This is a genomic window from Actinacidiphila sp. bgisy160 (assembly GCF_965342435.1).
Classification (GTDB): Bacteria; Actinomycetota; Actinomycetes; order Streptomycetales; family Streptomycetaceae; genus Actinacidiphila.
This window is the reverse complement of the sequence record NZ_CBDRCM010000058.1, coordinates 1-14,384: the sequence shown is the minus strand read 5'-3', so window position 1 is coordinate 14,384 and position 14,384 is coordinate 1. Positions and strand designations below refer to the sequence as shown.

The window sequence follows — 14,384 nt, the reverse complement described above, 5'->3', positions numbered from 1 at the left end:
ACGCCCATGGCGGGCGGGGCGGGGGTCGCGTGCTTCCCCCGCCCCGCCCGCTGTGCGCCGGCGACCGCCGTGGGCCTCCGCACGCCGACGGCCGATTTCCGGCAAAGCCTTGTTCAACCTCGCGACTGAATTGCATACCAAAATCTGTATTCTTGGCACTGTGCAAAGAACTCAGCCGACAGGGGTGCTCATGCGCGAGACACGTACCGCGGCCACCGTCGTCCGGGTCACCCGGCCGGCTCCGCTGCGCCAGGCCGTCTACGAGGCCCTGATCGAACTGATCGTCAACGGCACCCTCAGATCGGGCCAGCACCTGGTCGAGGCCGAACTCGCCGACCACCTCGGTGTCAGCCGCCAGCCGGTGCGCGAGGCGCTGCAACGCCTGCAGACCGACGGCTGGGTCGACCTGCGCCCGGCGCAGGGCGCCTTCGTCCACGCCCCGACGCAGGAGGAGGCCACCCAGCTCCTCAGTGTCCGCGCCGTGCTGGAGACCCACTCCGCGCACGGCGCCGCGCTGCACGCCACGGACGCGGACGTGGTCCGGCTGTGGGAACTGCAGGACGCGGGCATCACCGCCCTGGCGGCGGACGACGCCCGCGGGATCGTCGAGGCCAACGCCGCGCTGCACGGCTTCATCACCGAACTGTCCCGCAACCACGTCCTTGCCGAGCTGATCCTCCAGGTCGACCGCCGGGTGCGCTGGTACTACATGCCCATCGCCCGGCCCCGGGGCCAGGACGCCTGGAACGAGCACGCCACCATCATCGAGGCCATCGCCCTGGGCGACGCGGACCGTTCCGAGGAACTGATGCGCCGCCACACCCGGAACACCACCGACTTCTACTGCAGACAGATCGCCGCAGCCGTCGACGCCGGGAGGGCCTGAGCCCCGCCGCGGGGAATGCCCGACGGTCCGGGTGCACGGGCACCCGGACCGTCGTCGAGGGGGAGGGAGCGGGAGGAACAGGGAGGAGAAGCGGCAGGGGGAACGCGGGCGGGGCCGGGCGGAGCAGGGGGCGCACCCCACCGACCGGCCCCGCCTCGTGACGCGGGCACCCGGTCCGGAACTGCCGCCGCCCCGGGCCGGGCCTCATCGCCCGCGCACGATCGATGGGGGCTCCTCGCGGGGCCCCGGTACCGCAGCCGTCAGGTGGTCGCCTCCGCGGGGGAGGCGGTGAGGCCGCCCACCTGGGCCACGGGGCTCCCGTCGCCGCCGCGGCGGGGGGCGCCGGGCTGCCGCAGGAACAGCGTGATCAGCGCGGAGAGGAAGGCGATGCCCCCGGCCAGGGTGTAGGCGCCGGTGTAGCCCCAGGCGGCGACCACCCCGGCGGCCAGACCACCGCCGCCGACACCGCCGACCAGCTTGGCGCTGTAGACCAGGCCGTAGTTCTGCGCATTGTTGTTCTCGCCGAAGTAGTCCGGCGTGAGCGCGGCGAACAGTGGGTAGAACGCCCCTCCGCCGAAACCGTTGAGGAACGCGAAGATCAGGAACAGGGGCTCGTTGTGCGCCTGGCCCGACCACAGCACGCCGAACTGCGCCAGGCCCGCCACCACCAGGACCAGGACCAGCGTCTGACGCCGGCCCAGGTAGTCCGACAGCCAGCCCACGATGGCCCGGCCGACGCCGTTGACCACCGCGAGCACACCCGCCGAGGAGGCCGCGACCAGCGGGCCGAAGCCCAGGCTCTTGGCGAACGGGACCTGGAAGTTGATGCCGAAGAGCGACACGCCGCCGATGCAGACCAGGGCGAACCACATCAGCGGGAGCTGCCCCGTCCTGATCGCCTCCATCGGGGTGAACTGGCCCTTGGCGGGCGGGTTCTTGGCCAGTCGCTTGGCGACCCGCCTCGCGTCCTCGGTCACGCCCCGGTTCAGCGGGTCGACGTCGTGCGGCCACCAGCTCTTCGGCGGGTCGCGGAAGAACATGCCGCAGACGGCGACGATCAGCACCATGCCCAGCGCGATCAGGTCGAGGACCAGCCGGAAGTTGCCGGGGTGGAACCAGTAGTTGAAGACGAAGATGAGCGGGAGGGTTCCGTAGGCGAAGCCGCCGTTCACGAACCCGGTGCGGGCGCCTTTGTTGTCGGGGTACCACTTGCCGACCATGTTGATGCAGGTCGCGTAGACCAGGCCGGCGCCCGTGCCGCCCAGCACCGAGTAACCGGCCATCACCAGATAGGGGTTCCCGAAGTGCGAGAGAGCCAGGAAGCCCAGACCGGAGAAGGCCGCTCCGGCGAGCATCGCCGTCCTGGCCGGCAGGACCCCGGTCTCCCGCAGACGTCCCGCGGGGAACGCGACGCCCGCCTGGAAGACCGCCCAGATGCTGGCGATCCAGAACGTCTCGGTGAGGGTCCATCCATGGGCGTGCTCGAGCACCGCCTCGGCGGAGCTGTAGCCGTACTCGTAGACGCTGACGCCCATCATCGAGATCCAGGGGAGCCAGACCATCCAGGCCCGGGGCCTCCCGAGGAGGGAGCGGTCGGTCTCCCCGACCCTGTATACGCGGCCGTTCGCGTCGGTGACTTGCCGGTACTGCCCGGGAGCCACATGCGGTGTTGCTGACATCGGTGCCTTCCCTTGCGTGAAAAGAACCTGGCGTGCGCCCCCTGGGCCTTTCTCTTCATGCGGAGGGGTGGAGCGGGACCATCCCTGCGGCTCGGCCCGGCATGGCCGGGCCCGGTGGTACGTCGTCCGGGCGACTGGGGGTCCAGGGCGGCAACCCGGACCGTGACAGCGCGCAGGCGGGTGACACGGTGGTACGTCCCTCGGACACGACGATTCGGCCGTGCTCAGGGATGTCGAGGCGAACACTCAGCTGGTCGGCGCGATTCTCCATACTGGAGATTGCATACGGTATGGATCTGCAAATCGAGGTGTCCAGGGGACGACGGGAAGATTGACCAGTGCATTACCAACCGGTCGCACCCGCTCCACGCCCGTCCGGACGGCGAACTCGACTTGCTCCAGGGAGCGTTCTGCCTGGTCAGCGAAGTAACCTCCACCGCCCGCCGAATGGTTGCCTGCGGCACCCGTTGCCTTCGCGCGGCGAGCAGGGCCGAGCGTGGGTAAAGGGCCGGTAAGGAAGCCGGCGACCTCGCGCGGGACGGCAGGGGACGGCTCGAGTCCGCCCGGCCGTCCCGCGACCGCCACCGCTAAGCGCTCAGGCGCCCGAACCGCCGTACCGCCAGCGGGAGGAACACCGCCAGCAGGGCCAGTGGCCAGGCCACGGCGGCCCAGACATGACCGGGCTCGCCACCGGGGCCGCCGAACAGGTCGCGTACCGCCGTCGCGGTCCGGGACATCGGGTTCCACTGGACCGCCGTGCCCAGCCAGCAGTGGGTGTCGCCGGGACGGGGTTCCCCCGTCGCGTACGGGTTCTCCTCGCCCTGCGCGAGAACGCCGACGAACGGCTCGCCCTCCCCCGCGAAGGTGTACGCGCCGCCCTCGATCCGCTCGATGAGCCCCCGGGTCCATGCGGCGTCGGAGTCGGCCGTGTGCACCCAGAGGTTCATGATCTCGCCGATGTGGCCGAGCCGACCCGGGCCGTCCTCCGGGATGTAGTGCTCGGTGACGGCGGTCCGCCACTCGCCGATCCTGCGGATCCGCTCCCGAAGCAGCTCCAGCGCCTCGTCCCGGCGCAGATCGACGATGAAACCGATGGCCGCGGACAGGAGGTCCATCTTCTGGTCGTAGGCCACCAGCGACTCGTGCAGCAGGCGCCGGAACTCCTCGGTCCCCTCGTCCGTGATCTCGTACTCGGTGCGGGGCGGGCCGCCGGCCGTCGACGGGGCGACCTCGTGGGCGTGCAGCAGTCCCTGCTTCGCCATCTGCTTCAGGGCGTGGTAGATCGAGCCGGGCTTGGCGTTGGACCACTCGTGCGCGCCCCAGTACTCCAGGTCGTTGCGCACCTGGTAGCCGTGGGCCCGCCCGTGCTGGCGGACCGCGCCCAGGACGAGGAGACGGATCGCTGACATGCCGTCCAGGTTAGGCGGACCGGCGCAGGGCCCCGCACGCGGCCCGCGCCCGTCCCCCTGTCCGGTCAGCCCGCGGAGTTGCGGCGGCCGCCGCGGCCCTCGGTGCCGGCCGCCGGCCGCCGTCCGCCGCCGCGGGTCCCCGCACCGGAACCATTGCCGGTGGCGGCACCGGCCGCGCCCCGGCGGTCGGATCCCCGGCCGCCCATACCGCCCGCGCCATTCGCCGCCCCGCGCGAACCCGCGCGGCGGGCGCCACCGGTCGCCGCCGTCCCGGCAGCGGCCCGGCGGTCCGGACCCCGGCCACCGGTTCCGGCGGCGGTGCCCGTCGCCGTCGCGGCCCCGCCGTTGCCGCCACCGCGGCGCCGGCGAGCGGGCCGCCCGCCGTTCTCGGGCGTCCTCGGCGTGACCGGCGGCTGGGGCAGCTCGATGGTGACGGCGATGCCCGACGGCTCACGGGCGCCGGTGATGGTGGTCAGCTCCGCGGCACCCGACTGGATGCGGGCCGTGCGGGGACGGACGCCCGCGTCCGACATGAGCCGGGTGACGTCCCGTTTCTGGTCGGGCAGGACCAGCGTGACCACCCTGCCGGAGCCGCCGGCGCGGGCCGTGCGGCCGCCGCGGTGGAGGTAGTCCTTGTGGTCGGTGGGGGGATCGACGTTCACGACGAGGTCGAGGTCGTCGATGTGTATGCCGCGGGCGGCGACGTTCGTGGCGACCAGCGCCGTCACCTGGCCGTTCTTGAACTGCTCCAGGGTCCGGTTGCGCTGCGGCTGGGACCGCCCTCCGTGCAGTGCCGCGGCGCGGACACCGACGGCCAGCAGCCGCTTGGCGAGCCGGTCGGCGGACCGCTTGGTGTCCAGGAAGAGGATGACCCGGCCGTCACGTGCCGCGATGCGCGTGGTGACGGCCTTCTTGTCGGTCTCGTCCAGGACGTGGAGCACATGGTGCTCCATGGTGGTCACCGCCCCCGCGGACGGGTCCACGGAGTGCACCACGGGGTCGGTCAGGAACCGCTGCACCAGGCGGTCGATGTTGCCGTCCAGGGTGGCCGAGAAGAGCATCCGCTGCCCGTCGGGCCGCACGCGCTCGATCAGCCTGGTGATCTGCGGCAGGAAGCCCATGTCGGTCATCTGGTCGGCCTCGTCCAGCACCGTGATGCCCACGCTGCCGAGCAGGCAGTCGCCGTGTTCCACCAGGTCGTTGAGCCGGCCGGGGGTGGCCACCAGCACCTCGACGCCGCGCCGCAGCGTGGCGGCCTGCTTGGCCATCGACAGTCCGCCGACCACGGTGGCCATGCGGAGGTTCACCGCCGTCGCGTACGGGGTCAGCGCGTCCGTCACCTGCTGGGCGAGCTCACGGGTGGGCACCAGCACGAGCGCGAGGGGCGCCTTGGGCTCCGCGCGCAGACCCGCCGTACGGGCCAGCAGTGCCAGTCCGAAGGCGAGGGTCTTGCCAGAGCCGGTGCGGCCCCGGCCCAGCAGGTCGCGGCCGGCGAGCGAGTTGGGCAGCGTCGCGGCCTGGATGGGGAAGGGGGTGGTCACGCCCTGCGCGGTGAGGGTCTTCAGCAGACCCGCGGGCATGTCGAGAGCGGCGAACTCGTCGACGGGGGGAAGTGCGGGTGTCATGCTCTCCGGCAGCCGGAATTCCCTCGGCGGCGATGCGGAGGGGGCGGACGACGACGCGCGCCGATTCGGTTTCTGGGGCCTGCGGGACATGCGGTTCATTTGCCTTCCTGGAGCAGCGCAAACCGGGGTCCGCACCACGATGGTGCGGACCCCGGTGAGCGGGTACGCGTCCGGCGATCAGGCGGGGACGATGTTCTCCGCCTGCGGGCCCTTCTGGCCCTGCGTGACGTCGAAGGTCACCCGCTGGCCCTCCAGGAGCTCACGGAAGCCCTGGGTGGCGATGTTCGAGTAGTGGGCGAAGACGTCGGGGCCGCCGCCGTCCTGCTCGATGAAGCCGAAACCCTTTTCGGCGTTGAACCACTTAACGGTTCCCTGTGCCATGACATTCTCCTTCTGTAGGCAGAGGGCCCATCCGGGGAATGTCCGGAGAACAAATAATGCGCCTGCGGGAGAAGAATTCCGTCAGGCGCACATAGTTTTTATGGGTACCACAACTGCATCCCTGTCACCCTAACACAGACCGCCCGCGGCCCGCCGACCCGGGGGCCGGACGGGGACGGGGACGGGGACGGGCAGGGTGAGCCGCCGGTCGCAACGTGTTCAAGGGCAGCGTGAAACGCTCACCCGCCGGTGTCACGAAGGCCCGGCACGCCGCCGTACTCCGACGACAGGGCGCCTCCCCGTGCTTCCCCGGTGTTCCGGACCCCGGCCGGCCTGGACCGGCCGGGATTCCGCGTCGTCGTCAGCGCAGCAGTTTCACCGCCTCGACCACGAGGGGGTCCAGACCTTCCGCACCGGAGTCGACGTAGGCGAACAACCGGGTGCGCATGCGCGGGTCCCAGAACCTGCCGATGTGCCCCGCGACGGCCTCCGCCGCCCGGTCTCCGGGCAGATGGACGAGGTTGGCCGCGATGTCGTTCGCCATCCGGCGCTCCGCCGGGATCGCTTCGGCCATCTCAGTCCACCACCGTCAGCAAGGCGTCCCGTTCCTGGCCGCGGTCGTGTTCCCCGTCCGCGGCCCGCCGCGGACGGGCGAGCCCCACCTGCACCGCGGTCACCTTGTACTCCGGGCAGTTGGTCGCCCAGTCGGAGTTCTCCGTGGTCACCACGTTGGCCCCGGTCACCGGGTGGTGGAACGTGGTGTACACGACTCCGGGCGGCATCCGGTCGGAGATCTCGGCCTTCAGCGTCGTCTCCCCCACCCGGCTCGCCAGGGTCACCCTGTCGCCGTCCACGATGCCGCGGACCTCGGCATCGTGGGGGTGCAGCTCCAGCACGTCCTCCGGGTGCCAGGCGACGTTGGCGGTACGGCGGGTCTGCGCCCCGACGTTGTACTGGCTGAGGATCCGTCCCGTGGTCAGGATCAGCGGGAAGCGCCGGGTGCTGCGCTCGGCGGTCGGCACGAAGGTGGTGACCACGAACTTGCCCTTGCCCCGCACGAACTCGTCCACGTGCATGATGGGCGTGCCCTCGGGGGCCTGCTCGTTGCACGGCCACTGGACGCTGCCCAGCTTGTCGAGCAGCTGGAAGGAGACACCGGTGAAGGTCGGTGTGACCTGGGCGATCTCGTCCATGATCTGACCGGGGTGGTCGTAGGCCATGGGGTGGCCCATGGCGGTGGCGATCTCGGAGACGATCTGCCACTCGTGCTTGCCGGTCTTCGGCTTCATCACCGCGCGCACCCGGTTGATGCGGCGCTCGGCGTTGGTGAAGGTGCCGTCCTTCTCGAGGAAGGACGCGCCCGGCAGGAAGACGTGCGCGAACTTCGCCGTCTCGTTGAGGAACAGGTCCTGCACGACGACCAGTTCCATGGCCTCGAGCGCGGCGGTGACGTGCCCCAGGTTGGGGTCGGACTGGGCGATGTCCTCGCCGTGCACGAACAGGCCGCGGAAAGTCCCGTCGATGGCCGCGTCGAACATGTTCGGGATGCGCAGCCCGGGCTCGGCGAGAAGCGTGCCGCCCCACAGGTTCTCGAAGACGGTGCGCACGGCGTCGTCGGAGACGTGCCGGTAGCCGGGCAGCTCGTGCGGGAACGAGCCCATGTCGCAGGAGCCCTGGACGTTGTTCTGACCGCGCAGCGGGTTCACCCCGACGCCGTCGCGGCCGATGTTGCCGCAGGCCATCGCGAGGTTGGCCATGCCCATCACCATGGTGGAGCCCTGGCTGTGCTCGGTGACGCCGAGCCCGTAGTAGATGGCGCCGTTCGGGGCCTGGGCGTACAGCCGTGCCGCCGCGCGCAGTTCCGCGGCCGGCACGCCGGTGAGCTCCTCCGTGACCTCAGGGCTGTTCTCCGGCCGGGCGATGAACTGCGCCCACTCGTCGAAGTCCTCGCAGCGCTCGTCCACGAAGGCCCGGTCGACCAGCCCCTCGGTGACCACCACGTGCGCCATGGCGTTGACGACGGCGACGTTGGTGCCGGGCCGCAGCTGCAGGTGGTGCTCGGCCTGGATGTGCGGGGAGCGCACCAGGTCGATGCGGCGCGGGTCGACGACGATGAGCTTGGCGCCCTCGCGCAGCCGGCGCTTCATCCGCGAGGCGAACACCGGGTGCCCGTCGGTGGGGTTGGCCCCGATCACCATGATGACGTCGGCCTCGGACACGGACCGGAAGTCCTGCGTGCCGGCCGACTCGCCGAAGGTCTGCTTGAGCCCGTACCCCGTCGGGGAGTGGCAGACCCGGGCGCAGGTGTCGACGTTGTTGTTGCCGAAGGCGGCGCGCACCATCTTCTGGACGACGTACACCTCTTCGTTGGTGCACCGCGAGGAGGTGATGGCGCCGATCGCACCCGGCCCGTAGGTCTGCTGGAGTTCGCGCATCCGGCGGGCGACCGTGCCGATCGCCTCGTCCCACTCGACCTCGCGCCACGGGTCGGTGATCTTCTCGCGCACCATGGGCCTCAGCACCCGGTCGGGGTGGGTCGCGTAGCCGAAGGCGAAGCGGCCCTTGACGCAGGAGTGGCCCTCGTTGGCACCGCCGTCCTTGTACGGCACCATCCGCACCAGCTCGTCGCCGCGCAGCTCGGCCTTGAAGGAGCAGCCGACACCGCAGTACGCGCAGGTGGTGACCACCGAGCGGGTCGGCATGCCGAGCTCGACCACCGACTTCTCCTGCAGCGTCGAGGTCGGGCAGGCCTGCACGCAGGCGCCGCAGGAGACGCACTCGGAGTCCATGAAGGACTCGCCGGCCCCGGGCGAGACCTTGGAGTCGAAGCCGCGGCCCTCGATGGTCAGCGCGAAGGTGCCCTGGACCTCGCCGCAGGCGCGGACGCAGCGCGAGCAGACGATGCACTTGGACGCGTCGAAGTCGAAGTAGGGGTTGGAGGTGTCCTTCCCGGCGTCGAGGTGGTTCTCGCCCTCGTAGCCGTAGCGGACCTGCCGCAGCCCGACCGCGCCGGCCATGTCCTGCAGCTCGCAGTCGCCGTTGGCCGGGCAGGTGAGGCAGTCCAGCGGGTGGTCGGAGATGTAGAGCTCCATGACGCCCTGGCGGAGCTTGGCCACCTTCGGGGTCTGGGTGCTCACCTTCATCCCGTCCGCCACGGGTGTGGTGCAGGACGCGGGGGTGCCCCGCCGTCCGTCGATCTCCACCACGCACAGCCGGCAGGAGCCGAACGGCTCCAGGCTGTCGGTGGCGCAGAGCTTGGGAATGTCGATGCCGGCGAGCGACGCGGCACGCATCACCGACGTGCCCTCGGGCACGGTCACCGGCATCCCGTCCACTTCCACCGAGACCGTCGCCGGTCCGGGTCGCTCCGGTGTGCCGAAGTCGGGTTCCTTGAGGAGCGTCATGCCGTGCCCTCCGTCCTGCCTCCATGGGCGTGCGTGCGGGGGATCGCCCGGCCGGGGTCGCGGGCGAGGAAGTCGTCGGGGAAGTGCGCGATGGCGCTGCGCACGGGCATCGGCGTGAGCCCGCCCATCGCGCACAGGGAGCCGTCGGTCATCAACTCGCACAGGTCCTCGAGCAGGGCCAGGTTCTCGTCGCGCTGCTGACCGGCCACGATCTTGTCGATCGTCTCGACGCCGCGGACCGATCCCACCCGGCAGGGTGTGCACTTGCCGCAGGACTCCACGGCGCAGAACTCCATCGCGAACCGGGCCTGGGCGGCCATGTCGACGCTCTCGTCGAACACGACGACGCCGCCGTGGCCAAGCATGGCGCCCGCCTCGGCGAACGCCTCGTAGTCCATCGGCAGGTCGAACATCGAGGTCGGCAGGTAGGCGCCGAGCGGCCCGCCGACCTGCACCGTGCGAACCGGCCGCCCGGAGAAGGTGCCACCGCCGTACTCCTCGACCAGTTCGCGCAGCGTCACGCCGAAGGCGGTCTCCACGATCCCGCCGCGGGCGATGTTGCCGCCGAGCTGGAACACCTGGGTGCCGCGCGAGCGTTCCACGCCGAGTTCCCGGTACGCCTTCGCGCCCTCGGCGAGGATGACCGGCACCGTGGCGAGCGTGAGGACGTTGTTGACGACCGTCGGCTTGCCGAACAGGCCCTCGATCGCGGGGATCGGCGGCTTGGCGCGGACGGTGCCGCGCTTGCCCTCCAGGCTCTCCAGCATGGAGGTCTCCTCGCCGCAGATGTACGCCCCGGCGCCGACACGGACGTGCAACTCGAAGTCGAGCGGGGAGCCGAGGATGCCCTCGCCGAGCCACCCCCGCTCGCGTGCGATGCCGATCGCCGCGTGCATCGTGGCCACCGCGTCGGGGTACTCGGAGCGGATGTAGAGGTAGCCCTCGCGCGCGCCGACGGCGTGCGCGGCGATCGTCATGCCCTCGATGAGCATGAAGGGGTCGCCCTCCATGACCATGCGGTCTGCGAAGGTGCCGCTGTCGCCCTCGTCGGCGTTGCAGCAGACGAACTTGAGTTCGTCGGCGCAGTCCAGGACGGTCTTCCACTTGATGCCGGCCGGGAAGCCGGCGCCGCCGCGGCCGCGCAGGCCGGAGTCGGTGACCTCGGTGACGACGTCGGCGGGGGTCATGCCCAGCGCCGTGCGCAGTCCGGCGAGGCCGCCGTGGCGCAGGTAGTCCTCGGGCGAGAGGGGGTCGGTCACCCCGACCCGGGAGAAGGTGACCCGCGTCTGGCGGGCCAGCCAGGGAAGTTCGTCGACGACGCCGAGGCGCAGCCGGTGGTCGGCACCCTCGAGCATGCCCGCGGCCAGCAGTCCCTCGACGTCCGAGGGGGCCACCGGCCCGTACCCGACGCGGCCGGCCGGGGTGACCACCTCGACCAGCGGCTCCAGCCACAGCATGCCGCGGGAGCCGTTGCGCACCACCTCGACGGGTGCCCCCCGCTCCGCCGCGGCGCGCCGCAGCGCGTCCGCCACCTCGTCCGCACCGACCGATCTGGCCGCCGAGTCCCGCGGGACGTAGACGGTCACCGTGGAGTCGGAAGATTCCCTCATCATGCGGCAGTCCCCTTGAGGATGGAGCCCAACCGGGCCGTGCCCACTCGTCCGTACAACCGGCCGTCGACCTCGACCGCGGGCCCCAGGGCGCAGTTGCCGAGGCAGAAGACCTGCTCGACGGTGACCGAACCGTCCGGGGTCGTCTCCCCCACGGCCAGTCCCGCCTCCCGCGCGTAGCCCACCAGCGCGTCGGACCCGAGGGCCTGGCACGCCTCGGCGCGGCAGATGCGCACCGTGGTCCGTCCCGCCGGCTCCCGGCGGAAGTCGTGGTAGAAGGTCACCACTCCGTGGACGTCCGCCCTGGAGAGGTTGAACTCGTCGGCGAGCGCCGGTATCGCCTCTTCGGGCACGCAGCCCAACTCGGCCTGCAGGGCGTGCAGTACCGGCAGCAGCGCACCGCGCTGGTCCCGGTGATCAGCCACAACCGTCCGGACCACGTCTTCGACCGTCATGTCACTCCCGCCGATCGTCATTGACCACTCCGCCTTCGCCAGGTCAGGGAGTCCGGCGCGGGATCGTCACAGAGCCGCTTCGCCTTCCCGACGGGGCCGGCAGTACACGGGCGACGATACCGCATACAAACTTCTGCATACAGAATCCTACGCCAAGACTTTCCCCAAGTACCGGCATCCGCGGGCGGCTTGCCGCAGCCGAAGGCATGTTGCATACCAAAACCTGTATACTGGGCGTTCCCGCCGCCGGCGACCCTCACGGCGGCCACCAGTCCGAAGCCGTCGGCCCACAGGCTCGGTGGCAGAACGGGGGAACCATGCGCGAGGCCCTGACGGCCGCGGCGACCCGGCGGGTCGCCCGCCCGGCACCACTGCGCCAGGCCGTGTACGACGCCCTGATCGAGCTGATCATCAGCGGGTCCCTCACACCGGGCCAGCACCTGGTCGAGGCCGAGCTCGCCGAGCACCTAGGGGTCTCCCGCCAGCCGGTGCGCGAGGCCCTGCAGCGCCTGCAGACCGACGGCTGGGTCGACCTGCGCCCCGCCCAGGGCGCCTTCGTGCACTCCCCCACCGAGGAGGAGGCCGCCCAACTGCTCGGCGTCCGCTCGGTGCTGGAGACGTACTCGGCCCGGCTCGCCGCCGAGAACGCCAAGCCCGAGGACGTCGAACACCTCTGGGAACTGCAGCGGGAAGGCGTCGAAACGCTCGCCACCGGCGACGTGGAGCGCCTGGTCACGGCCAACACGGCCCTGCACTCCTTCATCACGTCCATGGCCGCGAACGCCGTGCTGGCCGAACTGATCTCGCAGGTGAGCCGGAAGGTGCGGTGGTACTACACCCCCATCGCCAAGCCACGCGGCAAGGACGCCTGGAACGAGCACGCCCAGCTCATCAAGGCCATCGCCAAGGGCGACGCCGACCGCGCCGGCGAGATCATGCGCAAGCACACCGAACGCACCGGCGACTACCGCAAGGCGGTCGCGGCGGGGGCGACGGCGCTGAGCTGAGCCGCCCCGCCCACCGACGAGGCCGCCTCCGCGGCCTCGACCGACGGGTGGACGCCCGCGGCGCCCATGGCGTCGCGCAGTTCGAGCAGCCACGGCAGCACGGTGCGCAGCACGATGTCGTGCCCCGCGCCGTCCTCGCCGAGCATCGCGTCGGCGGGGACGAGGACCGGATCGGCGAGGACCGTCGAGGTGGCGCTGCCGTGCGGCCCTCCCCCGTCCGGCCGGGCCGGGACGAACAGGTCGGGCGCGTGGGCGGGCACCAGCCACAGGGTCAGCCCGTCCGCGGCGCTGAGCGGCAGCGACGACCAGACATAGCTGTCGGCCTCCCCCGCCGCGACCACCTCGCGCTTGCGGGCGCGCAGCGCGACCACCTCACCGGAGCGCGTCGCGGTCGCGGTCGCGCCTGCGGCGCCGTCCGCGGCGTCCGCGGCGTCCGCGGCGTCCGCGGCGTCCGCGGCGTCCGCGGCGTCCGCGGCGTCCGCCAGGGCGAGGCTGCTGAGATGGCGTCCGGCAGCCGTCTCGCCGCGCAGCCAGGCGCTGCCGCACGCCTCGATGACGGCGACCGCCGCGTAGTGGGACTGCAGCACGGCCGCGGTCACCGGGCAGGTGCCGGCGATCCGCGCGACGACCTCGGCCGCCTCGGCCGGACCCCGGCCACCGCCGCCCAGGTCGGCGGAGACGGTCAGCCCGAGCAGCCCCGCCTCTCCCAGGGCGATCACCGCGCCGCGCGGAAACCTTCCCTCCCTGCCGGTCCGCTCGGCGCCGGGCGCGATGACGTCGCTCAGAACACGGGAGAAGGCGTTGCGGTACGACACGAGGTGACCCCCTCGGGAACGGTTGCTGATCTGCCATCAGGGCAGCGGAAACAGGCACGGCGACGGACGGGGCGGCCGGGCACGCGGGTACGTGGTCGCCGGCCGCCCCGCCGGCGTGCGCGCGGACCAGCCGCCGGGAGCAGCCGTTTCGCGTCTCCCGGCAGGTTGCCGTCCGCCGGTCCGCGCGCAGGTCCTCGACGGGGCAGGGGTGCCCCGGGTGGCTCAGGTTCGCGGGTCGATCTCCCGCAGCAGCCCCGTCGTGACGTCGAAGACAAATCCCCGGACGTCGTCGGTGTGGGGCAGGAAGGGGGACGTGCGCACCCGCTGCATCGACTGCCGGACGTCCTGGTCGACGTCCTGGAAGGCCTCCACCGCCCACGCGGGGCGCTGGCCGACCTCCATCTCCAGCTCGTGCCGGAAGTCCTCGGTGAGGGTCTGCAGACCGCAGCCGGTGTGGTGGATCAGTATCACGCTGCGGGTCCCCAGGGCGCGCTGGCTGATGGTCAGCGACCGGATGGTGTCATCGGTGACCACGCCGCCGGCGTTGCGAATGGTGTGGCAGTCGCCCAGTTCCAGGCCGAGGGCGGCGTGCAGGTCGATCCGGGCGTCCATGCAGGCCACCACCGCCACCTGGAGCACCGGCCGGGCGCCCATGCCCGGATCGGTGAAATCTGCGGCGTACTTGCGGTTGGACTCCACGAGGCGGTCGATGACCTTCTCCCCGCCCGGGACGCTGCCGCCGGGCGGTGCGGAACCGTACGTTGACGTCGACATGACTCCGGTGCGCTCCTTTGCTGGTGCGGTCGTCCGCGTGCTCCGATCATCCACGCGAGCGGCCGGTCCGGGGCGGACCACGGCGGCTCCTGCCGCTCCCGCGTCCTCCCGACGGTCGATAGACGGGGTGAATCAACGCAGGCCCGACCGCAGCGAGCAGCGGCCCCGGTACGGCGGCAGGGGCCGCCGCGCCGAGGGGCCACGCTCCGTGCGCCACCCGTACGGGGGCGGGTCGCACCGCCGGGTCGTGTCGCCGCCGGCGGGGCGGTGCGCGTGGTCCGCGGTCATGGTCAGATCACTCCCTGTGCCTTGAGCTCCGGCAACTCATCTTCGCCGATG

Annotated in this window: 11 protein-coding genes and 1 pseudogene; 2 read left to right on the top strand and 10 right to left on the bottom strand. The window is 71.7% G+C overall.

The genetic code is table 11. The features are described 5' to 3' along the window. Window positions 1–190: 190 nt before the first annotated feature. Window positions 191–886: a GntR family transcriptional regulator gene (locus ACRWNP_RS31110; RefSeq protein WP_431967268.1), complete on the top strand. Its 696-nt coding sequence runs from the start codon at window positions 191–193 to the stop codon at window positions 884–886. 260 nt (window positions 887–1,146) lie between these two features. Here the strand turns inward: ACRWNP_RS31110 and ACRWNP_RS31105 are convergent, their stop codons facing one another. From ACRWNP_RS31105 to ACRWNP_RS31070, 8 genes and pseudogenes are all read right to left on the bottom strand, one after another. Then, window positions 1,147–2,565 carry an OFA family MFS transporter gene (locus ACRWNP_RS31105; protein WP_431967266.1) on the bottom strand — a complete coding sequence of 473 codons (1,419 nt, stop codon included), beginning with the start codon at window positions 2,563–2,565 and terminating at the stop codon, window positions 1,147–1,149. A 776-nt stretch (window positions 2,566–3,341) separates the two neighbouring features. Beyond that, window positions 3,342–3,974 (bottom strand): annotated as a pseudogene (locus ACRWNP_RS31100) (PadR family transcriptional regulator); the annotation flags it as partial. 65 nt (window positions 3,975–4,039) lie between these two features. Beyond that, window positions 4,040–5,689, bottom strand: coding sequence for a DEAD/DEAH box helicase (locus ACRWNP_RS31095; protein WP_431967303.1), 1,650 nt, complete (start codon window positions 5,687–5,689; stop codon window positions 4,040–4,042). 87 nt (window positions 5,690–5,776) lie between these two features. Further along, window positions 5,777–5,980 (bottom strand): cold-shock protein, encoded by a 204-nt coding sequence (locus ACRWNP_RS31090; RefSeq protein WP_319137404.1) that lies wholly within the window; start codon window positions 5,978–5,980, stop codon window positions 5,777–5,779. Between the two features lie 361 nt (window positions 5,981–6,341). Continuing rightward, window positions 6,342–6,554, bottom strand: coding sequence for a formate dehydrogenase subunit delta (locus ACRWNP_RS31085; RefSeq protein WP_431967264.1), 213 nt, complete (start codon window positions 6,552–6,554; stop codon window positions 6,342–6,344). A 1-nt stretch (window position 6,555) separates the two neighbouring features. After that, the gene (gene fdhF / locus ACRWNP_RS31080; protein ID WP_431967262.1) at window positions 6,556–9,384 is read right to left on the bottom strand and encodes a formate dehydrogenase subunit alpha; all 2,829 of its coding nucleotides are present in this window, start codon (window positions 9,382–9,384) and stop codon (window positions 6,556–6,558) included. Next, a complete protein-coding gene (locus ACRWNP_RS31075) occupies window positions 9,381–10,994 on the bottom strand; it encodes a formate dehydrogenase beta subunit (protein ID WP_431967301.1) in 1,614 nt (537 codons plus the stop codon). Before ACRWNP_RS31075 ends, fdhF begins: the two co-directional genes overlap by 4 nt. Then, entirely contained in the window at window positions 10,994–11,449 is a 456-nt protein-coding gene (locus tag ACRWNP_RS31070) for an NAD(P)H-dependent oxidoreductase subunit E (protein ID WP_431967260.1), read from the bottom strand. The genes ACRWNP_RS31075 and ACRWNP_RS31070 overlap by 1 nt, the downstream gene beginning before the upstream one ends. 317 nt (window positions 11,450–11,766) lie before the next feature. Between ACRWNP_RS31070 and ACRWNP_RS31065 the strand changes: the two genes are divergently transcribed. Then, complete coding sequence (locus tag ACRWNP_RS31065; protein ID WP_431967258.1) at window positions 11,767–12,456, top strand: GntR family transcriptional regulator; 690 nt, start codon at window positions 11,767–11,769, stop codon at window positions 12,454–12,456. On the opposite strand, the gene ACRWNP_RS31060 is transcribed toward ACRWNP_RS31065, so the two are convergent. Both ACRWNP_RS31060 and ACRWNP_RS31055 read right to left on the bottom strand, forming a co-directional pair. Next, a complete protein-coding gene (locus ACRWNP_RS31060) occupies window positions 12,414–13,271 on the bottom strand; it encodes an acyl-CoA dehydrogenase family protein (RefSeq protein ID WP_431967256.1) in 858 nt (285 codons plus the stop codon). The two genes, ACRWNP_RS31065 and ACRWNP_RS31060, sit on opposite strands and share 43 nt — an antisense overlap. A gap of 222 nt (window positions 13,272–13,493) precedes the next feature. After that, complete coding sequence (locus tag ACRWNP_RS31055) at window positions 13,494–14,045, bottom strand: beta-class carbonic anhydrase (protein ID WP_431967254.1); 552 nt, start codon at window positions 14,043–14,045, stop codon at window positions 13,494–13,496. Window positions 14,046–14,384 lie beyond the last annotated feature (339 nt).

Excerpts from the sequence above, each read along its gene's own strand:
- ACRWNP_RS31110 (WP_431967268.1), top strand. The coding sequence starts at position 191 with ATGCGCGAGACACGTACCGCGGCCACCGTCGTCCGGGTCACCCGGCCG.
- ACRWNP_RS31105 (WP_431967266.1), bottom strand. The coding sequence starts at position 2,565 with ATGTCAGCAACACCGCATGTGGCTCCCGGGCAGTACCGGCAAGTCACC.
- ACRWNP_RS31095 (WP_431967303.1), bottom strand. The coding sequence starts at position 5,689 with ATGTCCCGCAGGCCCCAGAAACCGAATCGGCGCGCGTCGTCGTCCGCC.
- ACRWNP_RS31090 (WP_319137404.1), bottom strand. The coding sequence starts at position 5,980 with ATGGCACAGGGAACCGTTAAGTGGTTCAACGCCGAAAAGGGTTTCGGC.
- ACRWNP_RS31085 (WP_431967264.1), bottom strand. The coding sequence starts at position 6,554 with ATGGCCGAAGCGATCCCGGCGGAGCGCCGGATGGCGAACGACATCGCG.
- fdhF (WP_431967262.1), bottom strand. The coding sequence starts at position 9,384 with ATGACGCTCCTCAAGGAACCCGACTTCGGCACACCGGAGCGACCCGGA.
- ACRWNP_RS31075 (WP_431967301.1), bottom strand. The coding sequence starts at position 10,994 with ATGAGGGAATCTTCCGACTCCACGGTGACCGTCTACGTCCCGCGGGAC.
- ACRWNP_RS31070 (WP_431967260.1), bottom strand. The coding sequence starts at position 11,449 with ATGACGGTCGAAGACGTGGTCCGGACGGTTGTGGCTGATCACCGGGAC.
- ACRWNP_RS31065 (WP_431967258.1), top strand. The coding sequence starts at position 11,767 with ATGCGCGAGGCCCTGACGGCCGCGGCGACCCGGCGGGTCGCCCGCCCG.
- ACRWNP_RS31055 (WP_431967254.1), bottom strand. The coding sequence starts at position 14,045 with ATGTCGACGTCAACGTACGGTTCCGCACCGCCCGGCGGCAGCGTCCCG.